The sequence below is a fragment of the Amycolatopsis kentuckyensis genome, from assembly GCF_041679295.1.
In the GTDB taxonomy this organism is placed as follows: domain Bacteria; phylum Actinomycetota; class Actinomycetes; order Mycobacteriales; family Pseudonocardiaceae; genus Amycolatopsis; species Amycolatopsis kentuckyensis_A.
Genome location: NZ_JBGDMD010000003.1, coordinates 478,544 through 504,045 on the forward strand (window position 1 = coordinate 478,544; position 25,502 = coordinate 504,045).

Consider the following 25,502-nt stretch of genomic DNA (forward strand, 5'->3'; position numbering starts at 1 on the left):
GGCGGGCGTTGACTTGAGACCCCCGTCACGGTAACTCTTGAACGAATCAGTGCAAGAACCTGACAGCAGCGCGAGAAATCGAGGCAGACGTCAGGAAGATTCCGCCCAGCCCTCGACGAAGAGGTGCCCATGACGGCTGTCCCGTGCTGCCCGCGCGCACCCCCGGGTCCGGTCCGCGCGTGTCCCGTTCCCTGGTTTTGCCGTCCCCACGCGTCTCCCCTCCTCCCCGGATCCGAGGAACCCATGAGAACGAAGCGACTCCTGTCGCGCGCGGCGACCTACGCCGCCCTGTCCCTCCTCCTGGCCACCCCCGCCGTGGCCGCGAGCGCCGCCCCGGCCGCCACCCCCGCGGCCGCCGCCGTCCAACCCGCGGCCCAGGCCGCCTCCGCGACCTACACCGCCAGCAGTCAGCTCGGCGAATACCCGGCGGCGAACGTCGGCGACGGCAACCAGGCCACCTACTGGGAAAGCACGAACAACCAGTTCCCGCAGTGGATCCAGGCGGACCTCGGCACGACGTCGGCCATCGCCCAGCTGGTCCTCAAGCTGCCGTCCACCTGGGAGGCCCGCACCGAGACGTTCAGCGTCCAGGGCAGCACCACCGGCACCGGCTTCAGCGACCTGAAGGCCTCGGCCGGCTACCGCTTCGACCCCGCGACCGGCAACACCGTGACCGTGGACGTCACCGGGAACACCCGGTACGTGCGGCTGAACATCAGCGCCAACACCGGCTGGCCCGCCGCCCAGCTGTCGGAGTTCGAGGTGCACGGCCCGGCCGGCGGGGACACGCAGCCGCCGTCCGCGCCCGGCAACCTCGCCTACACCCAGCCGGCGAGCGGCCAGATCCGGCTCACCTGGTCCGCGTCGACCGACAACACCGGCGTCACCGGCTACGACGTCTACGCCAACAACCAGCTTCGCGGCAGCGTCGCCGGGACCGTCCTGACCTACACCGACAACCAGCCCGACGGCACGACCGTGGCGTACTACGTGCGGGCGAAGGACGCCGCCGGCAACCAGTCGGCGAACAGCAACACCGTGACCCGCACCGGCACCCAGGCCGGGACGAACCTGGCGCTGGGCAAGCCGATCACGGCGTCCTCGACGGAGTTCTCCTTCGTGGCGGCGAACGCCAACGACAACTCCGTGACGACGTACTGGGAAGGCGGCGGCGGGACCTACCCGAACCTGCTGACCGTCGCGCTCGGCTCCAACGCCGACCTCAACCAGGTCGTCGTCAAGCTGAACCCCGACTCCGCGTGGGGCCCGCGGACCCAGACGATCGCCGTCGAAGGCCGGGAGCAGAGCGGCACGGCGTTCACCACGCTGTCCGCGGCGCAGACCTACAGCTTCGCCCCCGCCACCGGGAACACCGTCACCATCCCGCTGAGCGGCCGCGCCGCCGACGTCCGCCTGCGCGTCACCGCCAACTCCGGGGCCGGCGGCGGGCAGGCCGCGGAGTTCCAGGTCTTCGGCGTCCCCGCGCCCAACCCGGACCTGACGGTCTCGGGTGTGTCCTGGTCGCCGCAGAACCCCGTCGAAACCGACGCGATCACCGCGTCGGCGACCGTCCGCAACGCCGGGACGGCCGCTTCCGGCGCGACGAACGTCAACCTCTACCTGGGCACGACCAAGGTCGGCACGGCGAACGTCGGCGCGCTCGCCGCCGGCGCGTCGGCGACGGTGTCGGCGAACATCGGCACCCGCGACGCGGGCAGCTACCAGCTGACCGCCAAGGTCGACGAGGCCAACGCCGTCATCGAGCAGAACGAGGCCAACAACTCCTACACGAGCTCGACGGCCCTGGTCGTCAGCCCGGTGCAGAGCTCCGACCTCGTCGCGGCCACGGCGTGGTCGCCGACCAACCCGTCCGCCGGCAACACCGTCACGTTCACCACGACCCTGCGCAACCAGGGCACCGTGGCGAGCGCGGGCGGCGCCCACGGCGTCACGGTGACGGTCGCCGACCAGAACGGCACCGTCGTCAAGACGCTGACCGGCAGCTACACCGGGGCCATCGCCGCCGGTGCCACCGCGGCGCCGATCACCGTCGGCACCTGGACGGCCGCCAACGGCCGGTACACCGTCAAGACGGTCGTCGCGAACGACGCCAACGAGCTGCCGGTGAAGCAGGGCAACAACACCAGTACGCAGGCGCTGTTCGTCGGCCGGGGCGCGAACATGCCTTACGACATGTACGAGGCCGAGGACGGCGTGCTCGCCGGCGGTGCGGGTGTGGTGGGCCCGAACCGCACCATCGGCGACCTCGCGGGCGAGGCGTCGGGCCGCAAGGCCGTGACGCTGAACTCGACCGGCTCGTCGGTGGAGTTCACCACCCGCGCGGCGACGAACACCCTGGTCACGCGGTTCTCCATCCCGGACTCCGCGGGCGGTGGCGGGATCAACTCCACCCTGAACGTCTACGTCGACGGCACGTTCCTCAAGGCCATCGACCTGACCTCGCACTACGCGTGGCTCTACGGCGCCGAAACCGGTCCGGGCAACTCGCCGGGCGCCGGGCCTCGCCACATCTACGACGAGGCCAGCACCATGCTCGGCACGACCGTGCCCGCCGGGCACAAGATCAAGCTGCAGAAGGACGCGGCCAACAGCACGAACTACGCGATCGACTTCGTGAACTTCGAGCAGGCCACCGCGACCGCGAACCCGGACCCGGCGCACTTCGCCGTGCCCACCGGGTTCACGCAGCAGGACGTGCAGAACGTCCTCGACAAGGTCCGGCAGGACACCACCCTCACCGGCGTCTACCTGCCGGCCGGGACCTACTCGCTGTCGAGCAAGCTCAACGTCTACGGCAAGGCGGTGACGGTCACCGGCGCCGGGCCGTGGTTCACGAAGTTCTCCGCGCCTTCGGGCCAGGAGAACACCGACATCGGCATCGACGTGCAGTCGAGCGCGAACGGCTCGACGTTCAGCGGGTTCGCGGTGTTCGGGAACTACACGTCCCGCATCGACGGGCCCGGCAAGGTGTTCAACCTGACGAACGTGGCGAACCTGACGATCGACAACATCTGGGTCGAGCACCAGGTCGTCATGGTCTGGGGCACGAACGTGGACAACACCACGATCAGGAACTCCCGGATCCGCGACACCTTCGCCGACGGCGTCAACCTCACGAACGGGAGCACCGGCAACCACGTTGCCAACATCGAGGCCCGGTCCACCGGCGACGACAGCTTCGCGCTGTTCGCCGCCACGGACATCAACGCGGGCAACCAGTACGACAACGTGTTCGAGAACCTGACCTCGCTCACCCCGTGGCGCGCGGCCGGGCTGGCGGTGTATGGCGGGTACAACAACACCTTCCGGAACCTCTACATCGCGGACACGCTGACGTACTCGGCGATCACGATCAGCTCGCTCGACTTCGGCTACCCCTTCCTCGGGTTCGGGCCGCAGCCGACGACGGTCCAGAACGCCTCGCTCGTCCGGGACGGCGGCCACTTCTGGGGCCAGCAGACCTTCCCGGCGATCTGGCTGTTCTCCGCGTCCAAGGAGTTCCGCGGCATCCGGGTGTCCGATGTGGACATCCAGAGCCCGACCTACAGCGGCATCATGTTCCAGACCAACTACGTCGGCGGGCAACCGCAGAACACGGTCCAGGACACGGTGCTGACGAACGTGTCGATCACCGGCGCCCACCGCAGCGGGGACGCCTTCGACGCCAAGTCCGGGATCGGGATCTGGGCCAACGAGCTGCCGGAACCGGGCCAGGGCCCGGCCGTCGGCTCGGCGACCTTCACCGGGTTGACGCTGAGCGACAACGACGAGGACATCCGCAACCGGACGACCACGTTCACCATCAACCGCAACTGAGGACAGCGTGTGGTGCCCGCCGGGAAACCGTTTCCCGGCGGGCACCGCCGTGCCAGGATGACGCCGGAGGTGGTCGACGTGCGGATCCTGGTCACCGGCGGCACCGGGCAGCTCGGTTCGGCGGTCGTGGCGGGGCTGCGGGCGGCGGGCGAGGAGGTCCGCGTGCTGAGCAGGCGGCCCGGCCCGGAGGTCGTCCGGGGCGACCTCCGGACCGGACGCGGCATCGACAGCGCCGTGGCCGGCGTCGACGTCGTCGTGCACTGCGCCACCGACTACCTCGGGCGCGAGGCGGCGCTGGCCGCCACGCTGGTCGAAGCGGCGCGCTGGGCGGGTGTCGAGCACCTGGTCTACGTCTCGATCGTCGGCGTCGACCGGGTCCCGCTTGGCTACTACCGGGCCAAGCACGAAACCGAGGAGCTCATCGCCTCCTCGGGCCTGCCGTACACGATCCAGCGAGCGACGCAGTTCCACGGCCTGGTCCGGAAGCTGCTCACGGGCGCTACCCGGCTGCCGGTGGTACCCGTGCCGAGGATGTCGTTCCAGCCGGTGGACGTCCGGGACGTCGCCCGCCGGCTCACCGCCCTGGCCCAGGGCGACCCGGCGGGCCGGGTGCCCGACTTCGGCGGCCCGGAGGTCCTGACGGCGACGGAGCTGGCCCAAGCGGTCGGCGAGGCGAGCGGGCGGTTCCGGCGGATCGTGCCGCTGAAGGTGCCCGGGGAGACGTTCCGCGCCTACGCCGACGGTGGTCACCTGGCTCCGGACCACCGAGAAGGCGAGATCACCTTCCCGGAGTACCTGATCGAACACGCTCGTATGTAATCGGATTAATTACGAAGAATCTTGACCTCGGATCCGGATAGGTCATATGTTTGGCGGGCTGCACGCCGGTCCCGCCTTCAACGCCGAACGGATCCGACATGTCGAACCCTCCCTCTCGCCGTACCTTCTTCAAGCTCGGTGGCGCGGTCGGCGCCGGTCTCGCCTTCAGTGGCGTTCCTGCTTTTGCCGCAAGCGCTGAGGTTTTGCGTCCAGCCGAGGCGGATCTCGTCCCGGACGTCCGGGCGACGACGCTGTGGTACTCGGCCCCGGCGACCGAGGGCAAGATCATCGAGCAAGGCCTGCCGATCGGAAATGGTCGGATCGGTGCCCTTGTCGGCGGTGACGCCGCCGCCGACTTCCTCTACGTCGCCGACGCGTCGCTGTGGACCGGCGGCGCCAACGACGTCCTCGAGGACGACGGCCAGTTCCCCTACGAACGCGAGAAGTTCGGCACGCTCGGCCTGCTGGCGAAGCTGCGGATCTCGGTGCCGGCGCACACCGGTGTCACGGACTACCGCCGCACGCTCGACCTGAGCAACGGCGTCGTCGTGATCACCTACCGGCACCAGGGCGTGCGGTACCGCCGCGAGTACTTCGCGAGCCACCCCGACGACGTCGTGGTGATCCGGCTCAGCGGTGGACCTGTCACCGGCTCGGTGTCGCTGGAGCCCACCCGCGGCGAGGCGATGTCCGGTGCGACGGCGTTCACCGGCTCCTTCGCCAACGGCCTGAAGTACGCGTGCTCGGTGGCCGGCGGGACCACGTTCAGCGGCAGCCGGGACGTGGTCGTCGTCCTGAGCGGCGGTACGAACTACGTGCCCGACGCTGCCCGGAAGTTCCTCGACGCGTCCCTCGATCCCTTGGCGCTGGCGAAGCAGAAGGCGTCGAAGGCCCTGCGCGCCGGCGGGGGCGCGCTGCTGGCCACGCACGTCGCCGACTACCGGCGGCTCTACGACCGGATGACCGTCGACCTGGGCCAGTCGCCGCCGGCGAAGCGCGCGCTCGACACGTGGTCGCGGCTGCTGGCCCGGCACGACGACCCGGCCACGCCGGACCCGGAGCTGGAAGCGAGCTACCTGCAGTTCGGGCGGTACCTGACGATCACGGGCTCGCGCGACGGGCTGCCGATGGGCCTGCAAGGACTGTGGCAGAACACCAACACGCCCGACTGGATGAGCGACTACCACACCGACATCAACGTCCAGATGAACTACTGGCTGGCCGACCGGGCGGCGCTGCCGGGGAGCTTCACTGCCCTGGCCGACTACTGCCTCGCGCAGCTTCCCGTGTGGACGGACAGCACGAAGCGCCTGTTCAACGACCCGAGGAACCGCTTCCGCAACACCAGCGGCAAGGTCGCGGGCTGGGCGGTCGCGTTCTCGACGAACATCTACGGCGGCTCCGGCTGGTGGTGGCACCCCGGCGGCAACGCCTGGCTGTGCAACTCATTGTGGGACCACTACGCCTTCACCCAGGACAAGGCGTACCTCGCCCGGATCTACCCGCTGCTCAAGGGCGCGGCCGAGTTCTGGGAGGCCCGGCTGGTCCCGATGACGGTCGACGGCCGCGAGGTGCTCGTCGACGACCACGACTGGTCGCCCGAGCACGGTCCGCAGGACACCCGCGGCAACACCTACTCGCAGGAGATCGTCTGGGACCTGTTCGAGCACTACCGCGAAGCCGTGGCGGTCCTGGGCCGCGACCGCGCGTACGGCGACCGGATCGCCGGGCTGCAGCAGAAGCTCTACCTGCCGAAGGTGAGCCCCACGACCGGCTGGCTCGAGGAGTGGATGTCGCCGGACAACCTCGGCGAGACGACCCACCGGCACCTGTCCCCGCTGATCGGCTTCTTCCCGGGCGACCGGATCGCCGCCGACACCGCGCCGCCCGAGCTGCTCGACGGCGTGCGGGCGCTGCTGCTCGCGCGCGGCATGGACAGCTACGGCTGGGCGACCGCGTGGCGCTCGGCGTGCTGGGCGCGGCTCAAGGACGCCGACCGCGCGTACCAGCTGCTGCTCACGGTCCTGCGGCCGTCGGTCGCCAACGGCAACGGCACCGCGCCCAACTTCTTCGACATGTACAGCCAGGGCAGCTACACGATCTTCCAGATCGACGCGAACCTCGGCGCGCCCGCGGCGATGGCCGAGATGCTCGTCTACTCGCGGCCGGGCGTGCTGGAACTGCTGCCGGCGCTGCCCTCGGCGTGGGCCCGCTCGGGCCGGGTGACCGGCATCGGCGTGCGCGGCGGCTTCGAGGTGGACCTGGCGTGGCACGACGGGAACGTGACGCGGGCGGTGATCACGAGTGTCGGCGGGACCCGGACGGAGGTGCGCGCCGGGCGGTGGCGCCGGGTGATCGGCCTGCGGCCGGGGCAGTCGGTCACGGTCCAGCCAAGTTGAGGAGTAATCTCCGGAAAGTGGTCTAGTGTTCAACCACTTTCTTCGGACCGGAGGTCATCGTGAACGTCGTCCTGTGGATCGTGTCGGGTGTGCTCGCCGCGCTGTACCTCGCCGCCGGTGGCATGAAGCTCGCGACGCCGCGGAAGAAGCTGCTGGAAAACCCGAACATGGGCTGGACAGCGGACTTTTCCGACGCAGGCGTCAAGGGCATCGGCGCCGTCGAGATCCTCGGCGCGATCGGGCTGATCCTGCCGTGGGCGCTCGACATCGCGCCCGTGCTGACGCCGCTGGCCGCCACCGGACTGGCGGTGATCCAGATCGGTGCGATCATCGTGCACGCACGGCGCAAGGAAACGAAGGCGCTGCCGATGAACGTCGTGCTGCTGGTGCTGGCGGCGTTCGTGGCGGTGGGCCGGTTCGCCGGCTGAGACTCCCGGAGGATCGATGACGCTTCCCGCTCACACCGACCACGGTGGCGACGGCCCGGTGGTCGTGCTGCTGCACAGCTTCCTGATGGACGGCGGCATGTTCGCCCCGCAGCTCGCGGCCTTGACCGGCTTCCGGTGCGTCACGGTCGACGAGCGCGGCCACGGCGGCACGCCCGCCACCGGGCCGTTCGACTACTGGGACGTCGCCCGGGACGTCCTCGGCGTGCTCGACCACCTCGGTGTCTCACGCGCGGCGGTGGTCGGGACCAGCCAGGGCGGGTTCGTCGCGCTGCGGATGGCGCTGCTGGCGCCGTCCCGGGTGTCCGCGATCGCGGTGCTCGGCACGTCGGCGGCGGCGGAGGACCCCGCCGTCGCGGCCGGGTACCGGGCGGTGCTGGACGCCTGGGTGGGCGGGGAAGCGCCGCCCGAGGTGCTCGACGGCGTGGCCCGCATCTGCTTCGGCGACTTCGACGCCTCGGCGGACAAGAAGCGGTGGGCGTCGGTGCCGCCGTCGCAGCTGACCTTGGCGATGAACGCGCTCGTCGACCGCGACGAGGTGCTGTCGCGGGCCGGGGAGATCACGTGCCCGGCGTTGGTGCTGCACGGTTCGGCGGACCTCGCCTACCCGGTCGAGCGGGCGGCCGAGCTCGCGGACGCGCTGCCCGCGGCCGAGCCCCTGGTCGTCGTCGACGGCGGTGCCCACTTCCTGAGCTACACGCACGCGGAGGCGGTGAACCCGCCGCTCAAGCGGTTCCTCGACGCGCACGCTTAGCCGCTCGCCGGGGAACCGCCGTGGCGCACCTCGACCCGCCGGGCCGGGAACAGGCCGGCCCACAGCGCCGCCCAGTGGCGGGGTTCTTCCCGTCGCTTCCGGGCCGGCTGGGGAGACCCGGCCCGGTACCCCATCTCCACCCGCACCCAGTCGTAGATCCAGTCGCCGCGCATGGCCTTCTCCTCACGTAGCTCTTCCGGCGGACTCCACGTTCGTCCTGAGGGGACCGTCGCCGCATGGGGTGAACGCGCACTCTCCGGCGGTGCGATCCCTTACTAGGCTGAGGTGCGTGCCCGCGACCACTTACCTGTTCGTGCCCGGCGACCGGCCCGACCGCTTCGGCAAGGCCGTGGCGAGCGGCGCCGACGTGGTGATACTCGACCTCGAAGACTCCGTCGCCCCGGCGGACAAGGACTCCGCCCGCGCGGCGGTCGCCGCCTGGCTCGAGACCGGCCGGGCCGCGGTCCGGATCAACGCCCCCGGCACGCCCTGGTTCGAGGCCGACGCCGCCCTGGTCGCCGGGCGCCGGGTCCCGGTCGTCGTGCCGAAGGCCGAAACCCCCGGGGTGCTCGCCGGGTTCCGCGAGGTCGTGGCGCTCGTCGAGACCGCGCGCGGCGTCGAACGCGCCGGTGAGCTGGCCGCCGTCCCGTCGGTGACGCGGCTGGCGTTCGGCAGCGTCGACCTGGCCGCCGAGCTCGGCGTCGCGCCCGAGGACCCGGAACCGTTCGCCTACGCGCGCTCGCGGCTGGTGATCGCCTCGGCGGCGGCGGGCCTCGCCCCACCGGTCGACGGGGTCACCACCGACCTGCGCGACGACGACCGGCTCGCCGCCGACGTCCGGTACGCCCGCCGGCTGGGCTTCGGCGGCAAGCTGTGCGTCCACCCGCGCCAGATCGAGCCGGCCCGCGCCGGGTTCGCGCCGACCGAGGCCGAACGGGAGTGGGCCCGCCGGGTCGTCACCGCGGGCGAGTCCGCGTCCACTGTGGACGGGGCCATGGTGGACAAGCCGGTGCTCGCCCGGGCCCAGCGGATCCTCGGCGCCTAGGACAGGTCCGGCAAACCGCTGCGGGGCGGCCGGGCGTGGTGCAAGACTGCCGCATGGCTTCCGAATACGTCCAGAGCGACCAATTCCGCGGTGCCCGGATCCACCTGTGCGACCTCGCGGGCCTGGAGATCCGCGACTGCGAGGTGACCGGCCTGAAGATCGTCGACTGCTACGGCAGCGACATCTCCCTGGGCGGCGACTTCGAACGCCTCGTCGTCAACGACGTGGACGTGACCGCTTACGTCGAGGCCGAACTCGATCGCCGGCACCCCGCGCGGGTGCTGGCCCGGAACGCGGTTTCGCCCGAGGACTACCGGGCCGCCTGGGACGCCGTCGAGAGCCTGTGGAACGCGACGCTCGACCGGGCGAGGCAGCTGCCCGAGGCCAAGCTGCACGAGCGGGTCGACGGCGAGTGGTCGTTCGTCGAGACGCACCGGCACCTGCTGTTCGCCTGCGACGCCTGGGTCGGTAACGCCGTGCTCGAAGAGGAAGCGCCCTACCACCCGCTGGGCTTCCCCGCCGGGGGGACACCGCCCGAAGAGGCGGCCAAGCTGGGCCTCACCCTCGACGCCACCCCGACGCTCGACGAGGTGCTCGCGCCGCGCCTCGCCCGCATGGCCGTCATGCGGCGTGTCGTCGACGGGCTCACCGAGGCCGAGCTCGACCGCGTGTGCGGCCGCAAGCCGGCTGACCCGTACCCCGAACAGGAGTACGTCGTGCGGCGCTGCCTCAAGGTGGTGCTGAAGGAAGAAGCCGAGCACCACCGGTACGCGGTGCGGGACCTCGCGGTGCTCGAGCCGGGTGCGTCCTAGGGCCGGCGGCCCCGGAAGGTGCGGCGCAGGTCGTCCACCCAGGCGGCCGGGTTCTCCCACGGGATGAAGTGCCCGCCGTGGTCGTGGGCGGCGACGTTGACGTGGTTGAACCAGGCGGCCTGCGGGCCGTTCTCGAACGCCCGGACCCGCTCGTCGGCGGAGTGGATGCCGGGCGGGTTCTCGTACGTGACGAAGGTGAGGCCGGTCGGCGCCTCGACGACCGGGCTGCGGTCGTGCGACGGCGTCCAGGGGTAGCGGTTGGCGTTGGCGTAGTAGCGCATCGACGTGGCGATGGAGTTGGTGGCCCAGTAGATCGTCGCGTGGGTGAGCAGGTCGTCCTTGGTGAAGACCGATTCGACGTCGCCACCGTGGTCGCTCCACGCGGTCCAGCGCTCCAGCAGCCAGGCGAGCAGGCCGGCGGGGGAGTCGCTCAGCCCGTGCGCGAGGGTGGCGCCGTCGAGCATGTGCACGGTCAGGTGGGCCGCCGAGCGGTGGTCCAGCTCGATGATCCGGGCGCGGACGTCGGCGGGCTGGTCGTCGGTGAGCGGCCGGTTGCGGGTGAAGCTCCAGGCGCGCGGGCCGGTGAAGAAGTCGAGCGGCAGCCCGGAGCCGATGTGGATGCCGTACAGCTCGCCGGCGTACTTGTGGCCGAGCTGGCTGGTGACGATCCCGCCGATGTCGCAGCCCCCGGCGGCGTACTGCTCGTAGCCCAGGGTCTCGGTCATCAGCGTGTGCCAGAGGTCGGAGACCTTCCAGAAGTTGACGTCCGGGAAGCCGGTGAGCGGGCCGGGGAACCCGAACCCGGGCAGCGACGGCACGATGACGTCGAACGCGTCGGCGGGGTCGCCGCCGGACGCGGCCGGGTCGGACAGGGGGTCGATCACCTTCGCCCAGTGCCAGAAGGTCCACGGCCAGCCGTGGGTCAGGATCAGCGGGATCGGGCGCGGGCCGCGGCCGGGCTTGCGCAGGAAGTGCACCGGGACCCCGGCGACGTTCACTTCGTAGTGCTCGTAAGCGTTGATGGCCGCTTCGGCCTTGCGCCAGTCGAAGCCGTCACGCCAGTAAGTGACCAGGTCACCGAGGTAGCCGGCCGGGACGCCGTAGGACCAGTCCTCGTTGCCTTCGTCCAGCGGTGGCCGGGTCAGCGCGAGCCGGGCGCGCAGGTCGTCGAGGACCGCGTCGGGGACATGGATCGGCTTGGGCGCCAAGGGAAAGGCGGTCATGACGGCCATTCTCGCAGACGGCCACCGGCAAGATCGCCTGCTTTACAGGACGCCCCGGCGGCGCAGATCCGCCGCGTCGAACCCGAACTCCGCCAGCACCGCGTCGGTGTGCTCGCCCAGCGCCGGCACCGGGTCCATCCGCGGTGCCCGGCCGGCGACGGTGATCGGCGGCAGCGTGGCCCGGATCGGGCCGCCCGGCGTCGAGACCTCCGCGAACCGGTCGCGCGCCGTCAGCTGCGGGTGCGCCAGGACGTCCGGCAAGTCGCGGCGGCGCGCGTGCGCGATCCGGCCTCGGCGCAGCCGCGACTCCAGCTCGGCGCCGGTCAGCCGCGCGAAGATCGCGTCGATCTCGCCTTCCAGCTCCGGCCGGTGGGCGACGCGGGCACTGCCGGTGGCGTACCGCTCGTCGGTGATCCACCCGGGCCGTTCGACCGCGTGCTCGCAGAACGCCGCCCATTCGCGTTCGTTCTGCACCGCCAGCACGATCTCGGTCCCGTCACCCGCGGCGAAAGTGCCGTACGGCGCGATCGCGGGGTGGCTCGTACCGGTGCGCGGTGGAGGCGTGCCGCCGTAGCCGGCGTAGTACAGCGGGAAGCCCATCCACTCGACGAGCGAGTCGAACAGGCTGACCTCCAGCTCGGTGCCCTGCCCGGTGCGTTCCCGGTCGTAGAGCGCCGACAGGATGCCGGAGAACGCGTACATCCCCGCGCCGATGTCCGCGGCCGGGATGCCGCTCTTGGCCGGCTCCTTCTCCGATCCCGTCACCGAGACCAGGCCGGCTTCGGACTGGATGAGCAGGTCGTACGCCTTCGCGTCGCGGTACGGCCCGCTCGAACCGTAGCCCGACACCGAGCACGTGATCAGCCGGGGCCGCGACGCGCGGATCGCCGCCGCCCCGAGCCCGAGCCGGTCCGCGACGCCGGGGGCGAAGTTCTGCACGAACACGTCGGCGCGGTCGAGCAGGGCCGCCATGACCGGCGCCGCGGCGTCGCTCTTGAGGTCGAGCGTGACACTCTCCTTGGACCGGTTCAGCCAGACGAAGTGGCTGGACTGGCCGTGCACGGTTTCGTCGTAGGCACGGGCGAAGTCGCCGGTGCCCGGCCGCTCGACCTTGACCACCCGAGCGCCGAGGTCGGCGAGGTGCCGGGTGGCCAGGGGCGCGGCGACCGCCTGTTCGCAGGACACGACGGTGACGCCGCCGAGGGGCAGGGAGCGCATGGCCGCATCCTGCCACCCGGGTCAGACCGCGCGGGCGATGGCGATGTTCCCGGCGAGCCGCTCGCCCGCCTCGTAGATCATGTACTCGCGGCCCTGGTAGGTGCCGAAGCTCGGCGCCGCGGACCGGCCGTTGTCCGGCGCGCCGGCGAGCGGGGTGTGGAAGGTCCCGAGGTGGTTGCGCTTCGAGAAGTCGTTGCCCACCTCGGTGATCATCAGCTTGCCGCCGTGCGCGATGTCGGTGTTGTAGACGACGTACGTGCTGTTGTTGCGGTACAGCAGGTGCGGGCCGCCGATGTCGTTGGCGCCGACGTCGCCGTGGCGCACGAGCGGCGTCTGCGAGAACGTCCAGTTCAGCGCGTCGGGCGACCAGCCCCAGCCGATGTCGCGGTGGTTGGTCGTGTTGTTGAGCATGAACACCATGACGTACCGGGCGTTCTTCGCCGGCAGGTCCTGGCGGAACACCCGCGCGTACGACGTCTCGGTGGTGCCCGCGGGCTGCAGCCGCGTCGAGAGGACTTCCTTCTCGTAGGTGAAGTGGATGCCGTCGGCGGAGCTGGCGAGGCGCGTGACGGTGTTCTCGCCGTGGAAGTACAGGTAGATCCGGTTGACGTCGTCGTTCCACAGAGCGTGCGGCGACGAGACGTGGCTGACGGAGTACTCGCCGGGCCACGAGTTCTTGATGATCGGGTTGCCCGCGTACTCGGTGAATTCCTCGTCGAGGGAGTTGGCGTAGGCCAGGCAGATCCCGCCCGGGGCGTCGTGGGGCGCGTAGTAGAGGTAGTACGCGGCGAGGGCGTTGGGGATCCGGTCCTTCGTGCCGCGGACGCAGGGGAAGATCAGCTCGCCGGTCGGGTTGTAGCGCAGCTTGCTCTTGACGAGGGCGAGCCGCTGGTAGCGGTAGTCCGGGAAACCGGCGGGGGCGGCGAGGGCGGTGGCGGGGAGGAACGCGCCGGCGCCGAGCGCGGCGGCGCCGGCCAGCAGGCCGCGTCGGGTGAGGGTCATGACCGCTCCTTCGAGGTCTCGGATGCGGCGACGGTGTCACGGCCTGACCGGCGGGAGCAAGAGAGTAATACGTATTAGTACGGTCGGGACAGGTTTGCTGGAGTTTCGGGCAAACCCGTTGACGCCCCCGAGGCGCGGTCGCAGGCTGGATCGGATCGGCTGACTCCGAGCGAGGTGGCGATGGGCAGGGTCCGGCAGGCCGACATCGCGCGCGTGGCGGGGGTTTCGCAGGCGACGGTGTCGGTGGTGCTGGGCGGCAACCGCGCCGGGGTCCGGCTTTCGGAGCGGACGTGGCTGCGGGTGCTGGAGGCGGCCGAGCGGCTGGGGTACGTGCCCGATCCGGTGTCTTCGCGGTTGACGGCCGCGCGCAACAACCTGCTCGGCGTGTACCCGTTCACGCCCGCGTTCCCGGACGTCGCCGACGTGTACTACCCGATCCTGGCCGGTGTCGAAGCGGAGGCGGCCGCGCTCGGCAAGGACCTGATCATGTTCACGGCGTCGAGTGCGGCGCCCGACCGGATCCGCCGCACCCGCCTCGCCGACGGCTGCCTGTTCCTCGGCCGGCATGTCCCGGTGGACGCGATCGCCGGCCTCCTGGACGCCGAGTTCCCGATCGTCTACATCGGACGGCGCACCGAGCTGGGCGGCCGCATCCCGCACGTCGGCGCGGACTACGTGTCGGCGTCGGCGGAGGTGCTCACGCGGCTGGCGCGGGCCGGCCACCGCCGCGTCCGGTACTTGCGCGAGCCGGACGAGGCGCCGTCGTCGGGCGACCGGGAACGCGGGGTGCGCGGCGCGGCGGCCGACGCGGGCCTGTCCCTGGTGGTGACCCGCACCGACGGGACGGACCTGGCGCCGGCGACGATCGCGGGCTGGCTGGCCGACGGCGTGACGGCGCTGGTGGTCGAGGAGACCGACACGTTCGCGGTGTTCGACGGAACGCGCCGGGCCCTGCGCGCGGCGGGGGTTTCGGTGCCGGGGGACGTCTCGCTGGCGGTGCTGGGACGTCCCCCGGCCGGGCCGGCGGGTCCGGTGGTCAGCGGGTTCGAGGTGCCGAGGCGGGCGCTGGGTCGCGCGGCGGTGCGGCTGCTGGCTTCGCTGGTCGAGCCGGGGACGGGGGAGCCGTCGCCGCACCGTCTGCTGACGTGCCCACCGGTGGCGGGCGAGACGATCGCGACCGTCGCCTGAGCCGGCCGCTAGCGGGGTACCACCGAGAACCGGCGCAGCTCCAGTGCCGGGTTCTTCGCCCTGACCTCGGCGATCCGCTCGGCCGACACCTCGCCGACGGCGACCCCCGTCTGCTCGCCGAGCGACGTGATCACCACGCCCATCGGGTCGACCAGCGTGCTCGTGCCCGATCCCGTCGGCGCGGCCTGGCCCGCCGCCGCGACGTACAGCGTGTTCTCGATCGCGCGGGCGCGGATCAGCGTGCTCCAGTGGTACTCCTTCAGCGGCCCGGGCACCCACTCCGCCGGCAGCAGCACGACGTCGGCGCCCGCGTCCGCCAGTCGCCGCGTCACCTCCGGGAAGCGCAGGTCGTAGCACGTCTGGAGGCCGAAGCGGACGCCGTCGACCTCGAACGTCTCCGGCTCGGTGATGTCCCCGGCGCGGACCACGTCGGACTCGCGGAAGCCGAACGCGTCGTACAGGTGGATCTTGCGGTACAGCGCCGTCACCCCGCCCGGCCCGGCCGCGACGAGGGTGTTCGAGATCCGCGACCCGTCGAGACGCTCGTTCATGCCGCCGACGATCGTGACGCCCCGCTCGGCGGCGAGCGAAAGCAGGCCCGTCACGAACTCGCCGTCGAGCGCCTCGGCGGAGTCGACGAACCGGTGGTCCATCGCCGGGACCGTGAACATCGCGTACTCGGGCAGCACCACCACCCGCGCGCCGCGGTCGGCGGCGTCGCCCACCAGCTTCGTGATCAGGGCCAGGTTGGCGGCCTTGTCGTCGCCGGGGGCGAACTGCGCCAGTCCCACGTGCGTCATGCGGTTTCCTTCCGGGGAGCGGCGGGCATGCGGTCGAGCTTGCCGAGCACGACCGTGTAGCAGAAGATCCCGGCGAGCAGCACCACGCCGGTGACGAGGAACGCGCCGGCGAAAGAACCGGTCACGTCGACGACGGCGCCGGTCACGATCGGCGCGGCGATGCCGATCATGTTGGCGACGAAGTTGACCAGCCCGCCGAGGGTGCCGGAGCAGCCTTCCGGCGCGATGACCGCGACGATGCTGGACCCGGCGGGCACCGAAACGGCGAGCCCGGCGGCGCCGATCGACAGGAACACCAGCGCCACCGCGACGGATCCGGCGTAGGCGGCGCCGGCGACGGACAGCGACACCAGCATGCTGACGACGAGCACGATCCGCCGCGCCTTGGTCTCGTCGCCGCTGCGGGCGATCAGCCGGTCCAGCACGATCCCGCCGACGAGGAACTGCGCGAGCACCGCGACCAGCCACGGGATCATCGTGTAGAAGCCGCCGGCCAGCAGCTTCACGCCGAACTGCTTCTCCAGGTAGCCCGGGAGCCAGGTGAGCAGCACGTAGTAGGCGTAGGTGTAGGACGCGTACCCGAGCGCGAGGCCCCACGTCTTGCGGCGGCGCAGCAGGTGGCCCAGGCCGGTGAGCGAGCTCGGCGCCGGTGCGTCTTCGTCGTCCGCGCCGCCCTCGCGCAGGTACGCGAATTCCTCGGGCGACAGGCGCCCGAGTTCGAGGGCCTGCTTCGGCGTCAGGTAGAGCAGCCACCACACGAGAAGGTAACCGAGGCTGAGGACGCCGGTGAAGACGAACGCCGCGTGCCAGCTGAACACCGTCACCAGGAACGCCATCACCGGGATGCCGAGGACGTTGGAGATCTTGGCACAGCCGTCGAAGATCGCGGTCGCCCGGCCGCGTTCGGACCGCGGGAACCACTGGCCGATCGCCTTCCAGCCCGCCGGGATCGTGGGCGCTTCGCCGAAGCCGAGCACCAGCCGCGAGACCAGGAGCAGCCCGAGCCCGCCCGCGGACGCCGTCAGGAACGACGCGATCGCCCACAGGATCGCGGCGGCGCGGTTGACCCAGCGGACGCCGATCCGGTCGAGGATCGCGCCGATCGGCAGCTGCAGCACCGCATACGTCCACAGGAACGCCGAGGCGACGACGCCGAGCTGCGCCGCGCTGAGGTGGAACTCGCGCATCATCTCGGGCCCGGCGATGGACAGGTTGACGCGGTCGACGTAGTTGACGAACGACCCGACGCCGAGCACGCCGGCGATCGTCCAGCGGGCCTTCCTCCGCGTCGCCGTGCGGACCGCGGTCGTCATCGCGCCTGCTCCGCGAGCGACGTCGTCTCCTCGAAGGCGGCGGTGAGCCCGGCGACGAGAGCGCCGTGCTGCATGGTCAGCGCCAGCTGCCCGGCGCCGTGGGCGAGGGCGAACTCCTTCTCTTCGCGGCTCCACGCGGGCAGCACCCACGGCTTCCCGGCCGCGCGGGCGGCGTCGGCGACGCGCTTTAGATCGGCGAAGTCGCCTGCTTCTCGCGTGTACGCCCCACGTTCGCGCCGTAGCGACAGATCGGACGGCCCGACGAAGACACCGTCCACTGTGTCCAGTGCGAGGATCTCGGCGACGTCCTCGAGCGCGCCGGCGTCCTCGATCATCGGCAGGCAGCGGGTGCCGCGGTCCTGGGCGGCGACCCACTCGTCGGTGAAGCCGCGGTAGCCGGTGGTGCGCCCGCCGGCGAAGCTGCGGTCACCGAGCGGCGGGAACTTCGCGAACGCCGTCACGGCCTTGGCGTGCGCCGCGTTCTCGACGTGCGGGATGACGACGGCGTCGGCGCCGAAGTCGAGGGCCTGCTGGATCGGGCCGCGCTCAGGGCCGAGGACCTTGGCGAGCACCTCCAGGCCGAGCGCGCGCAGGAACGGGACGAACCGCTCGAGGTCGGCCAGGTCGAAGGCGCCGTGCTCGATGTCGAGCACGGCGGCGCCGTAGCCGATCCCGCGGGCGATCTCAGCGGCCGCGAACGACGGGTCGGAGAGCCAGACGGCGTAGCGCCGGTCGGCGGGGACTGGGGACATCGGGGAACCTCCTGCGCACGGACGACGGTAGCTCCGGTCGTTGTGTGCACCGTGTATACACGATGGATATCTGTGGGTCCAGACGCTAAGCTGACGGCTCGAAGACCGAGGGGAGAGGCATGACGACCAGCGCACCGGCCGGGCCGGCGCGGGACCGCGTGTACGCCTGGCTGCGCGACGGGATCATCGCGGGCGAGCTCGAAGGCGGCCGGTTCCTGGACGAGCAGTGGGTGTCGGGCGTGGTCGGGGTGTCCCGGACGCCGGTCCGCGAGGCGTTCCACCGCCTGGAGGCCGAGCGCTTCATCAGCCTGCTGCCCCGCAAGGGCGCGCAGGTCCGCACGGTCACCGCCCGCGAGCTGGCGGAGGTCTACCAGAGCCGCCGGCTGATCGAGGGACACGCGATCGGCGAGGTCTGCGCGGCCCGCGCTGGGGCGCCCGCGGAGATGGCCGGGTTGATCGAGGAGATGGACCGCGCCGGAAAGGCCCGCGACTGGTTCGCGGTGTCCGGCCTGGACCGTGCGTTCCACCGCGCGATCGTCAACGCGGCGGGCAATTCCGTGCTGACCGAGCTGTACGACACGCTGCGCTCACGCCAGCAGCGGGTCGCGGTCCGCGCCCTGGAGGCCCGCCCGGAGCGGCTGCCGGTGATCGACGCCGAGCACCGCGCGTTGGTGGCGGCGTTGGACGCGCACGACGCCGAGGAGGCGCTGCGGATCCTCAACCAGCACCTGCGCCCGGTGTCCGAAGTGGTCTCGGCCCTGGACCGCGGCTGACCCCACCTCGCCCGGATGTAGTGAATGACTCATTCATGTCGCCTGGCGACATGAATGAGTCATTCACTACACGGCACCGCGCCGCCGGACCTGCGCGGAGGCGTCCCACGTGCGGCGGTACCGGCCACCCGAATGATAGGAATGGCCGGTGACCGAACCGAACCTGATCGAAGCCGCCGCGGCCGAGGCCGTCACGCTGACCAGTGAACTCATCCGCATCGACACGACCAACACCGGCGATCCCGACACGCTGGTCGGCGAGCGGGTGGCGGCCGAGTACGTCGCGGAGAAGCTGACCGACGCCGGCTACGAGATCACCTACGTCGAGTCGGGCGGGAAGAACCGGCACAACGTGATCGTCCGGCTCGAAGGTGCCGACCGCGAAAGGGGCGGGCTGCTCATCCACGGCCACCTCGACGCCGTGCCCGCCGACCCTTCGGAGTGGTCGGTCCACCCCTTCTCCGGCGCGGTCCAGGACGACTACGTCTGGGGCCGCGGCGCGGTCGACATGAAGGACATGTGCGGGATGGCGCTCGCGCTGGCCCGGCACTACAAGATGAACAACGTCGTCCCGCCGCGCGACCTCGTCTTCGCCTTCCTCGCCGACGAAGAGGCCGGCGGCAAGTACGGTGCCCAGTGGCTCGTCGAGAACCGTCCCGAGCTCTTCGAGGGCGTCACCGAGGCGATCAGCGAGGTCGGCGGCTTCTCGATCACGCTCAAGGACGACGTCCGCGCGTACCTGATCGAAACGGCCGAAAAGGGCATCCGCTGGATGAAGCTGCGCGTGCGCGGCACGGCGGGCCACGGCTCGATGATCCACCGCGACAACGCGGTCACCAAGCTCTCCGAGGCCGTCGCGAAGCTCGGCAACCACCGCTTCCCGCTGGTGCTCACCGACTCGGTGAAGGAGTTCCTCGCCGGCGTCACCGAGATCACCGGCTGGGACTTCCCCGAGGACGACCTCGAGGGTTCGGTCGCCAAGCTGGGCAACATCTCCCGGATGATCGGCGCGACCCTGCGGGACACCGCCAACCCGACGATGCTCACCGCCGGGTACAAGTCGAACGTCATCCCGTCGGTCGCCGAAGCCGCGGTCGACTGCCGGATCCTGCCCGGCCGCCTCGAAGCCTTCGACCGCGAGCTCGACGAGCTGCTCGGCCCGGACATCGAGAAGGAGTGGATGGAGCTCCCGCCGGTCGAGACGACGTTCGACGGCGCCCTCGTCGACGCCATGACCGCCGCGGTGCTCGCCGAGGACCCCGGCGCGAAGACGCTGCCGTACATGCTCTCCGGCGGCACGGACGCGAAGTCCTTCCAGGAGCTGGGCATCCGCAACTTCGGCTTCGCGCCGCTCAAGCTGCCCGCGGACCTCGACTTCTCGGCGCTGTTCCACGGCGTGGACGAGCGCGTCCCGGTCGAGGCGCTGAAGTTCGGCACCCGCGTGCTGGACCGGTTCCTGCGCACCAGCTGATGACCGCGTTCGCGCTCGCCGACGGCACGTCCCTGCAGGTGGTGCGCAGGGGCGACCCGGCCGCGCCGGTGACCGTGGTGTTCGTCCACGGCTACGCGCTCGACCAGCGCAGCTGGGGCCGGATCGCGCCGCTGGTGCCGGACGCCGCCGACGGGCCGGTGGCCGTGCTGACCTACGACCAGCGCGGCCACGGCGGGTCGGGGCGGGCGCGCCGCGGCACCGCGACCATGGCGCAGCTCGGCGACGACCTCGCCGAGCTGCTGGAGCGCGAGGTCCCCGAGGGCCGGGTGGTCCTGGTGGGGCACGACATGGGCGGGCTGGCGATCATGTCGCTGTCCCAGCGGCACCCCGCGCTGTTCGCGGCGCGGGTTTCGGGTCTGGTGCTGCTGGCGACGTCGTCGGGGACGCTCGCCACCGAGGTCTCGGCGGCCTGGCCGAACGCGCTGGGCAAGCTGGCCCGCGACCTCGAAGCGGTGCTCGGCTCGAAGCTCTTCGGCGTGGTGCGGGAGCACACGAGCCGGGCGGTCAGCGCGGGCCTGCGGTGGTGGCTCTTCGGCGACGACCCGGACCCGGAGCTGGTCGAGCTGACCGTGAAGATGATCCGCGGCAACTGGCCGCACACGGTGTCGCTGTTCCGCCCGGCCCTGGACGCCTACGCCCGGGACGCGGCGTTGACGCAGGTCAGCGGCCTGCCGGTGACGGCTATCGTGGGGGAGCGGGACCGGATCGTCCGCGCGTCCGACGTCGAGCAGTGGGTCGGCGGCCTCGACGACGGGACGGCGGTGGTGCTGCCCGGCGTCGGTCACGTCGTGCCGCTGGAGGCCGCGGCCCAGGTGCTGCCGCGGGTGGTCGCCCTGGTCAACGCCGGTTACCGACAAGACGAGAGTTCTTGACAACATCTTTGTTCGGCAGGATGCTGGGCGCATGTTCTCCGTGGCGGTGATCGAAGACCCGGCCGCGGCCGAGGTGTCGCTGGACCCGATCCGCGCCCGGCTGCTGGCCGAACTGGCGGAGCCGGCGTCGGCGACGATGCTGGCCGCGCGCGTCGACCTGCCGCGGCAGAAGGTCAACTACCACCTGCGGGCGCTGGAAGCGCACGGCCTGGTGGAGCTGGTCGAGGAGCGGCGCAAGGGCAACGTCACCGAGCGGATGATGCGGGCGACGGCGTCGTCGTACGTCATCTCGCCCGCCGCGCTCGCCGCGGTCCAGCCCGACCCGGCCCAGTCGCCGGACCGGCTCTCGGCACGCTGGCTGCTCGCCGTCGCCGGCCGGCTGGTGCGGGACGTCGGCGTGCTGATCACCGGCGCCGCCAAGGCCAAGCAGCGCGTCGCGACCTTCGCGATCGACGGCGAGGTCCGGTTCGCCTCCGCGGCCGACCGCGCCGCGTTCGCCGAGGAGCTCGCGACCGCGGTCACCACCCTGGTCGGCAAGTACCACGACGAAACGGCCGAGAAGGGCCGCCCGCACCGGGTGGTCGTCGCCGTTCACCCGAGCGTCCCGGAGGAGACCGCCAGTGGGGCATGAGTTCGAGCTGACCGACTCCGCCGAGGTCGACGCGACGCCGGAGCAGGTGTGGGACGCCATCGCCACCGGCCCGGGCATCGACTCGTGGTTCATGGGCCGCAACGAGGTCGAGGGCGGCACCGGCGGCGTGGTCCGCGGCGCCTTCGGCGGGTATCAGCCGGAGTACCGGATCCGGGAGTGGGACCCGCTGGAGAAGCTGGTCTACGGCAACGACCCGGCACCGGACGGGCGGACGATCGCGTACGAGTTCCTCATCGAAGGCCGTGAAGGCGGTAGCTCGGTGATCCGGTGCGTCACCAGCGGCTTCCTGCCGGGCGACGACTGGGAGGACGAGTTCGAAGCGATGACGACGGGCAACAAGCTGTTCTTCCGCACGCTGGTCGAGTACGTGACGCACTTCGCCGGGCGGCCGGCGGTCCCGGTCACGGCGTTCGGGCCGCCGGTGGGAGATTGGCCGTCCGCGTGGGCCCGGCTGGGTGCGGAGCTGGGGTTGCCGGCGCGGCCCGTCACCGGCGATCGGGTTTCCCTCGGGGGAGTGGTGTACGCGGCCAACGACCAGACGGTGGGCATCCGCACAGCGGACGCGATGCTCAGGTTCATCCGCGGCTTCCGCGGCCCGATGGTCGCGTCCCACCACGTCTTCACCCCGGGCGCGGACGCGCAGACCGAGGAGAAAGCCTGGAGCGACTGGCTGAACCGCGTCTTCGGCTAGGTCGGGAGCGCGCCCGGGAGGCTTTCCTTCGTCTTCTTGCGGCGCAACCACACCCTGCGCGTGCCGTCGGCGTAGAGCCGGACCGTGCGCAGTTCCCAGCCCGCGAACTCCGCGTGGATGGAGAGCTGGATCGCCGCCGCGCGCCGGGACACGCCCGGGGGGAGGTGCAGGCGGCGATACTCCCAATCCCCTTCGACCACCGCCTCGCTGACCGTCGTCATGGCTGGATCACCTGGGTCCCTTCTCCGGCGGCCGAGCCGACGAGCACCCGGCCGCTCCTTTCGTCCACCCCGACCGAGTCCGGCTGGCGCACGGTGGGGAACCGGTACTTCTCGACGGGCTCGCCGCCGCGGACGTCGAACCCGACCACCTCGTTGCGTCCGGTGAGCGTCACCCAGGCCAGGCTCCGCTGCGCGTCGTAGGCGATCCCGTACGCGCCCCCGGGTACCGGGTAGCGCTGCCGCATGATCAACGGCGCTGCCGAGAACGCGATCAGCGCGCCCGCGCGCGCGTCCGTCACCAGCACCCGCCCGTAGGAGTCCGCGACCGCGTTCGCCGCGCCATCGCCCGCGCGCAGGCCCTCGTTCACCTTCCCGGCGGCGACGTCGACCGAGAACACCGCGGTCCGCAGCCGGTCCAGCACCACGACCCCCTTGCCGGTGTCCACGACGTCGTCGGCGCTGTAGAGCTGCCCGCCGATCGTGCGCGCCGGACCCGTCGCGGGCAGCACCCGGATGTCCTTGCCCGGCCCCATCGCCACCAGCCGGTCGGCGCCGTAGGCGATGCTCGACGCGGGCTGCCCGCCGGTCTTCGTCTCCGTGAGCTTCCGGTCCGGCAACGACAGCTGCTGCACCACACCCTGCGCCGGCTCCGCGATCTCCACCCGCCCCGGCGCCACGGTCAGCTTCTCCGCCTTGCCGTATAACGGCATATTCACCGGGGGTGACGCGAGCGCGTTCAGGTCGTACAGCTGCAAAGACGGCGGTTGAGCGAGCGCGACGACGAGGGTCCCCTCGGCGACGGCCAGGGCCGACACGGCTCCGGTGGCGAGCACCTGGCCGGCGGGCGGCACGGTTACGGCGGGGGAGACCGCCGGCTTCGCCGCCACGGGGTTCGAGACGATCTGCAGCTCGTCGCTGTTGTCGGTCTTGGCCGACGAGCAGCCGGAGAGCACCAGGACACCGGCGAGCGGGATCGCGATCCACGACACGGCGGCGAACCGACGCACGTTGCTGCCTCCAGGTGTCCCTCGACGGGCGGTCAACACCAGCATCCTCCACGATCGTCTTGCCGTCACGCGCATGTCACCCAACAGACACCTAATGCGGCCAGCGCTCCGGGTAGCCGACCTCGATGTCGCTCACGTCGTCGAGCGCCGAGCGGATCGCGGGCGGGAGGGTGATCTCCTCCGCCGCCAGCGAGCCGGTCAGCTGGCCGGTGTCCCGCGCCCCGACGACCGGGGCGACCACCCCGGGCCGGTCGCGGACCCAGGCCAGCGCCACGGCCAGCGGAGACGTGCCCAGCCCGTCGGCCGCGGTGGCGACCGCCTGCACGATCCGGGCGGCCCGGTCGGTGCGGTGGTGCTCGACGTAACCGGCGTACGCGCTGTTCGCGCCGCGGGAGTCGGCGGGCGTGCCGGTGCGGTACTTGCCGGTCAGGACCCCGCGGCCCAGCGGCGCCCAGGGCAGCAGCCCGACGCCGTGGTGCTCGGCGGCCGGGACGACCTCGCGGTCCACCCCGCGTTCGAGCAGGGAGTACTCGACCTGGGTGGAGACGATCGGGGCGACCGCGGCGGCGCCGGCGGCGGCCGTCGCGAGCTGCCAGCCCGCGTAGTTCGAGACGCCGACGTAGCGGGCCTTGCCGCTGGTCACGGCGTACTCGAGGGCGGCGAGGGTTTCGGCGATCGGCACGCAGGTGTCCCAGGCGTGCAGCTGCCAGAGGTCGATGTGGTCGGTACCGAGCCGCTTGAGTGAGCCGTCGAGCGCGCTGAGCAGGGCACCGCGGGAGGCGCCGCCGCCGAACGGGCCGTCGGTGCGGCGGGCGACCGCCTTCGTCGCGAGGACGACGTCGTCGCGGGGCACGAGGTCGCCGAGCAGCGAGCCGAGCACCCGCTCGCTCTCGCCCTCCCCGTAGATGTCGGCCGTGTCGACCAGGGTGCCGCCGGCGTCCACGAAGGCGACCAGCTGGCTGGCGGCCTCTTCCGCGTCGGTGTCGCCACCCCAGGTCATGGTGCCGAGCGCCATCCGCGAGACGCGCAGTCCCGAGCGGCCGAGCAGTCGCTTTTCCACGACCGCCGAGCCTAGTGGGCAGCGCCTTCCGAACATGACCAAGGTGAGTCGTGTCGCCCACAAGGGCCCCCGTTAGGGTCTGGCCCCGTGCGACTCGGACTGAATCTCGGCTACTGGGGAGCGGGGAACGACCCCGCGAACCTGGCCCTGGCGAAACAAGCGGACGAACTGGGCTACGCGGTCGTGTGGGCGGCGGAAGCGTACGGCTCGGACGCCGTCACCGTGCTGACCTGGATCGCGGCGCAGACGTCGCGGATCGACGTCGGTGCCGCCGTGCTGCAGATCCCGGCCCGGACCCCGGCGATGACCGCGATGACCGCCGCGACGCTCGACACGCTCTCCGGCGGCCGGTTCCGGCTCGGCCTGGGCGTGTCCGGTCCGCAGGTGTCCGAGGGCTGGCACGGCGTGCGGTTCACTTCGCCGCTGGGCCGCACCCGCGAGTACGCCTCGATCGTCCGCAAGGCGCTCCGGCGCGAACGGCTGGCCCACGAGGGCGAGCACTTCACGCTGCCGCTGCCGGACGGCCCCGGCAAGGCGCTGCGGCTGACCGTCCGGCCGGCGCGCAAGCACATTCCGCTCTACCTGGCCGCGATCGGCCCGAAGAACCTGGAGCTGACCGGCGAGATCGCCGACGGCTGGCTGCCGGTGTTCTTCTCGCCTGCCCACTCGGGGGAGCAGCTGGCGCAGCTGCGGGCCGGCGCCGAGCGGGCCGGGCGCACCCTCGACGGCTTCGACGTCGTCCCGACGGTGCCGCTCGTCCCGGGGGACGACTGGAAGGTGTGCGCGGACGCCGTGCGCGGGTACGCGGCGCTCTACCTCGGCGGGATGGGCAGCAAGGAAAAGAACTTCTACAACCAGCTGGCCACCCGGATGGGCTTCGCGGCCGAAGCCGCCGAAGTGCAGGAGAAGTACCTGGCCGGCGACCGCGCCGGGGCGATGGCGGCGGTGCCGCTGGAGTTCCTCGACGCGACGTCGCTGCTGGGCCCGAAGGAACGGATCGCGGAGAAGATGACCGAATTCGCCGAGGCCGGCGTGACGACCCTGTCGGTGTCGCCGCTCACCCCCGACCCGGCAGGCGCGCTGACCACCGCCGTCGAGGCGCTCGAGCTGGCGGGGGTGGCCTGAC

The 25,502-nt window shown here is 71.7% G+C and carries 24 protein-coding genes; 14 read left to right on the plus strand and 10 right to left on the minus strand.

All coding sequences use genetic code 11. The features are described 5' to 3' along the window. Nucleotides 1-243 precede the first annotated feature (243 nt). The 5 genes from ACERZO_RS13780 to ACERZO_RS13800 all read left to right on the plus strand — a co-directional run bounded on the left by ACERZO_RS13780 (nt 244) and on the right by ACERZO_RS13800 (nt 8,255). The gene (locus tag ACERZO_RS13780) at nt 244-3,837 is read left to right on the plus strand and encodes a CARDB domain-containing protein (RefSeq protein ID WP_372665012.1); all 3,594 of its coding nucleotides are present in this window, start codon (nt 244-246) and stop codon (nt 3,835-3,837) included. 57 nt (nt 3,838-3,894) lie between these two features. Beyond that, nucleotides 3,895-4,656, plus strand: a complete 762-nt coding sequence (locus ACERZO_RS13785; protein ID WP_372665013.1) for an SDR family oxidoreductase — start codon at nt 3,895-3,897, stop codon at nt 4,654-4,656. A 203-nt stretch (nt 4,657-4,859) separates the two neighbouring features. Further along, on the plus strand, nt 4,860-7,055 hold the full coding sequence (locus ACERZO_RS13790; RefSeq protein WP_372665014.1) for a glycosyl hydrolase family 95 catalytic domain-containing protein: 2,196 nt from the start codon (nt 4,860-4,862) through the stop codon (nt 7,053-7,055). A 59-nt stretch (nt 7,056-7,114) separates the two neighbouring features. Next, entirely contained in the window at nt 7,115-7,483 is a 369-nt protein-coding gene (locus ACERZO_RS13795; RefSeq protein WP_372665015.1) for a DoxX family protein, read from the plus strand. 16 nt (nt 7,484-7,499) lie between these two features. Continuing rightward, nucleotides 7,500-8,255 carry an alpha/beta fold hydrolase gene (locus ACERZO_RS13800; RefSeq protein WP_372665016.1) on the plus strand — a complete coding sequence of 252 codons (756 nt, stop codon included), beginning with the start codon at nt 7,500-7,502 and terminating at the stop codon, nt 8,253-8,255. Here ACERZO_RS13800 and ACERZO_RS13805 read toward each other — a convergent pair. Next, the gene (locus tag ACERZO_RS13805; protein WP_372665017.1) at nt 8,252-8,428 is read right to left on the minus strand and encodes a hypothetical protein; all 177 of its coding nucleotides are present in this window, start codon (nt 8,426-8,428) and stop codon (nt 8,252-8,254) included. The two genes, ACERZO_RS13800 and ACERZO_RS13805, sit on opposite strands and share 4 nt — an antisense overlap. Nucleotides 8,429-8,544: 116 nt before the next feature. On the opposite strand from ACERZO_RS13805, the gene ACERZO_RS13810 reads away from it, so the two are divergent. Together ACERZO_RS13810 and ACERZO_RS13815 are read left to right on the plus strand one after the other, a co-directional pair. Next, nucleotides 8,545-9,300, plus strand: coding sequence for an HpcH/HpaI aldolase/citrate lyase family protein (locus tag ACERZO_RS13810; RefSeq protein ID WP_372665018.1), 756 nt, complete (start codon nt 8,545-8,547; stop codon nt 9,298-9,300). Nucleotides 9,301-9,353: 53 nt separating this feature from the next. Beyond that, complete coding sequence (locus ACERZO_RS13815; protein WP_372665019.1) at nt 9,354-10,112, plus strand: DinB family protein; 759 nt, start codon at nt 9,354-9,356, stop codon at nt 10,110-10,112. Here ACERZO_RS13815 and ACERZO_RS13820 read toward each other — a convergent pair. The 3 genes from ACERZO_RS13820 to ACERZO_RS13830 are packed head-to-tail and all read right to left on the minus strand — an operon-like array spanning nt 10,109 to nt 13,555. Then, on the minus strand, nt 10,109-11,335 hold the full coding sequence (locus ACERZO_RS13820; RefSeq protein ID WP_372665020.1) for an epoxide hydrolase family protein: 1,227 nt from the start codon (nt 11,333-11,335) through the stop codon (nt 10,109-10,111). The two genes, ACERZO_RS13815 and ACERZO_RS13820, sit on opposite strands and share 4 nt — an antisense overlap. Before the next feature lie 42 nt (nt 11,336-11,377). Continuing rightward, nucleotides 11,378-12,553, minus strand: coding sequence for a CaiB/BaiF CoA transferase family protein (locus ACERZO_RS13825; protein ID WP_372665021.1), 1,176 nt, complete (start codon nt 12,551-12,553; stop codon nt 11,378-11,380). Nucleotides 12,554-12,574: 21 nt separating this feature from the next. Beyond that, nucleotides 12,575-13,555, minus strand: a complete 981-nt coding sequence (locus ACERZO_RS13830) for a hypothetical protein (protein WP_372665022.1) — start codon at nt 13,553-13,555, stop codon at nt 12,575-12,577. Nucleotides 13,556-13,735: 180 nt separating this feature from the next. Between ACERZO_RS13830 and ACERZO_RS13835 the strand changes: the two genes are divergently transcribed. Continuing rightward, nucleotides 13,736-14,743 carry a LacI family DNA-binding transcriptional regulator gene (locus ACERZO_RS13835; protein WP_372665023.1) on the plus strand — a complete coding sequence of 336 codons (1,008 nt, stop codon included), beginning with the start codon at nt 13,736-13,738 and terminating at the stop codon, nt 14,741-14,743. An 8-nt stretch (nt 14,744-14,751) separates the two neighbouring features. On the opposite strand, the gene ACERZO_RS13840 is transcribed toward ACERZO_RS13835, so the two are convergent. Genes ACERZO_RS13840 through ACERZO_RS13850 form a run of 3 tightly spaced genes read right to left on the minus strand, consistent with a single transcriptional unit; the run spans nt 14,752 to nt 17,608 of the window. Then, the gene (locus tag ACERZO_RS13840) at nt 14,752-15,543 is read right to left on the minus strand and encodes a carbon-nitrogen hydrolase family protein (protein ID WP_372665024.1); all 792 of its coding nucleotides are present in this window, start codon (nt 15,541-15,543) and stop codon (nt 14,752-14,754) included. Continuing rightward, on the minus strand, nt 15,540-16,856 hold the full coding sequence (locus ACERZO_RS13845; protein WP_372665025.1) for an MFS transporter: 1,317 nt from the start codon (nt 16,854-16,856) through the stop codon (nt 15,540-15,542). The genes ACERZO_RS13840 and ACERZO_RS13845 overlap by 4 nt, the downstream gene beginning before the upstream one ends. Continuing rightward, the gene (locus ACERZO_RS13850; protein WP_372665026.1) at nt 16,853-17,608 is read right to left on the minus strand and encodes an HpcH/HpaI aldolase family protein; all 756 of its coding nucleotides are present in this window, start codon (nt 17,606-17,608) and stop codon (nt 16,853-16,855) included. Before ACERZO_RS13850 ends, ACERZO_RS13845 begins: the two co-directional genes overlap by 4 nt. A 119-nt stretch (nt 17,609-17,727) precedes the next feature. Here ACERZO_RS13850 and ACERZO_RS13855 point away from each other — a divergent pair, with 119 nt between their 5' ends. From ACERZO_RS13855 to ACERZO_RS13875, 5 genes are all read left to right on the plus strand, one after another. Further along, nucleotides 17,728-18,381 (plus strand): GntR family transcriptional regulator, encoded by a 654-nt coding sequence (locus ACERZO_RS13855; protein WP_372665027.1) that lies wholly within the window; start codon nt 17,728-17,730, stop codon nt 18,379-18,381. A 148-nt stretch (nt 18,382-18,529) separates the two neighbouring features. Then, nucleotides 18,530-19,852: a M20/M25/M40 family metallo-hydrolase gene (locus ACERZO_RS13860; RefSeq protein ID WP_372665028.1), complete on the plus strand. Its 1,323-nt coding sequence runs from the start codon at nt 18,530-18,532 to the stop codon at nt 19,850-19,852. Next, entirely contained in the window at nt 19,852-20,745 is an 894-nt protein-coding gene (locus ACERZO_RS13865) for an alpha/beta fold hydrolase (protein WP_372665029.1), read from the plus strand. Before ACERZO_RS13860 ends, ACERZO_RS13865 begins: the two co-directional genes overlap by 1 nt. A 31-nt stretch (nt 20,746-20,776) precedes the next feature. Further along, nucleotides 20,777-21,376, plus strand: coding sequence for an ArsR/SmtB family transcription factor (locus tag ACERZO_RS13870; RefSeq protein ID WP_372665030.1), 600 nt, complete (start codon nt 20,777-20,779; stop codon nt 21,374-21,376). Then, nucleotides 21,366-22,088 (plus strand): SRPBCC family protein, encoded by a 723-nt coding sequence (locus ACERZO_RS13875; protein ID WP_372665031.1) that lies wholly within the window; start codon nt 21,366-21,368, stop codon nt 22,086-22,088. Before ACERZO_RS13870 ends, ACERZO_RS13875 begins: the two co-directional genes overlap by 11 nt. On the opposite strand, the gene ACERZO_RS13880 is transcribed toward ACERZO_RS13875, so the two are convergent. The 3 genes from ACERZO_RS13880 to ACERZO_RS13890 form a co-directional block, all read right to left on the minus strand. Further along, nucleotides 22,085-22,309: a DUF5703 family protein gene (locus tag ACERZO_RS13880; RefSeq protein ID WP_086678081.1), complete on the minus strand. Its 225-nt coding sequence runs from the start codon at nt 22,307-22,309 to the stop codon at nt 22,085-22,087. The genes ACERZO_RS13875 and ACERZO_RS13880 overlap by 4 nt on opposite strands. Then, nucleotides 22,306-23,316: a YncE family protein gene (locus tag ACERZO_RS13885; RefSeq protein WP_372665032.1), complete on the minus strand. Its 1,011-nt coding sequence runs from the start codon at nt 23,314-23,316 to the stop codon at nt 22,306-22,308. Before ACERZO_RS13885 ends, ACERZO_RS13880 begins: the two co-directional genes overlap by 4 nt. Nucleotides 23,317-23,407: 91 nt before the next feature. Further along, entirely contained in the window at nt 23,408-24,376 is a 969-nt protein-coding gene (locus ACERZO_RS13890) for an aldo/keto reductase (RefSeq protein WP_372665033.1), read from the minus strand. A gap of 87 nt (nt 24,377-24,463) precedes the next feature. Here ACERZO_RS13890 and ACERZO_RS13895 point away from each other — a divergent pair, with 87 nt between their 5' ends. Continuing rightward, nucleotides 24,464-25,501 carry an LLM class F420-dependent oxidoreductase gene (locus ACERZO_RS13895; RefSeq protein WP_372665034.1) on the plus strand — a complete coding sequence of 346 codons (1,038 nt, stop codon included), beginning with the start codon at nt 24,464-24,466 and terminating at the stop codon, nt 25,499-25,501. Nucleotide 25,502: the final 1 nt, after the last annotated feature.

What these genes read in the sequence shown, in the direction of transcription:
- ACERZO_RS13855 (WP_372665027.1), top strand. Translation starts at nt 17,728, where the DNA reads ATGACGACCAGCGCACCGGCCGGGCCGGCGCGGGACCGCGTGTACGCC.
- ACERZO_RS13785 (WP_372665013.1), top strand. Translation starts at nt 3,895, where the DNA reads ATGACGCCGGAGGTGGTCGACGTGCGGATCCTGGTCACCGGCGGCACC.
- ACERZO_RS13825 (WP_372665021.1), bottom strand. Translation starts at nt 12,553, where the DNA reads ATGCGCTCCCTGCCCCTCGGCGGCGTCACCGTCGTGTCCTGCGAACAG.
- ACERZO_RS13865 (WP_372665029.1), top strand. Translation starts at nt 19,852, where the DNA reads ATGACCGCGTTCGCGCTCGCCGACGGCACGTCCCTGCAGGTGGTGCGC.
- ACERZO_RS13805 (WP_372665017.1), bottom strand. Translation starts at nt 8,428, where the DNA reads ATGCGCGGCGACTGGATCTACGACTGGGTGCGGGTGGAGATGGGGTAC.
- ACERZO_RS13850 (WP_372665026.1), bottom strand. Translation starts at nt 17,608, where the DNA reads ATGTCCCCAGTCCCCGCCGACCGGCGCTACGCCGTCTGGCTCTCCGAC.
- ACERZO_RS13820 (WP_372665020.1), bottom strand. Translation starts at nt 11,335, where the DNA reads ATGACCGCCTTTCCCTTGGCGCCCAAGCCGATCCATGTCCCCGACGCG.
- ACERZO_RS13840 (WP_372665024.1), bottom strand. Translation starts at nt 15,543, where the DNA reads ATGACGCACGTGGGACTGGCGCAGTTCGCCCCCGGCGACGACAAGGCC.
- ACERZO_RS13830 (WP_372665022.1), bottom strand. Translation starts at nt 13,555, where the DNA reads ATGACCCTCACCCGACGCGGCCTGCTGGCCGGCGCCGCCGCGCTCGGC.
- ACERZO_RS13870 (WP_372665030.1), top strand. Translation starts at nt 20,777, where the DNA reads ATGTTCTCCGTGGCGGTGATCGAAGACCCGGCCGCGGCCGAGGTGTCG.
- ACERZO_RS13780 (WP_372665012.1), top strand. Translation starts at nt 244, where the DNA reads ATGAGAACGAAGCGACTCCTGTCGCGCGCGGCGACCTACGCCGCCCTG.
- ACERZO_RS13880 (WP_086678081.1), bottom strand. Translation starts at nt 22,309, where the DNA reads ATGACGACGGTCAGCGAGGCGGTGGTCGAAGGGGATTGGGAGTATCGC.
- ACERZO_RS13845 (WP_372665025.1), bottom strand. Translation starts at nt 16,856, where the DNA reads ATGACGACCGCGGTCCGCACGGCGACGCGGAGGAAGGCCCGCTGGACG.
- ACERZO_RS13815 (WP_372665019.1), top strand. Translation starts at nt 9,354, where the DNA reads ATGGCTTCCGAATACGTCCAGAGCGACCAATTCCGCGGTGCCCGGATC.
- ACERZO_RS13835 (WP_372665023.1), top strand. Translation starts at nt 13,736, where the DNA reads ATGGGCAGGGTCCGGCAGGCCGACATCGCGCGCGTGGCGGGGGTTTCG.
- ACERZO_RS13800 (WP_372665016.1), top strand. Translation starts at nt 7,500, where the DNA reads ATGACGCTTCCCGCTCACACCGACCACGGTGGCGACGGCCCGGTGGTC.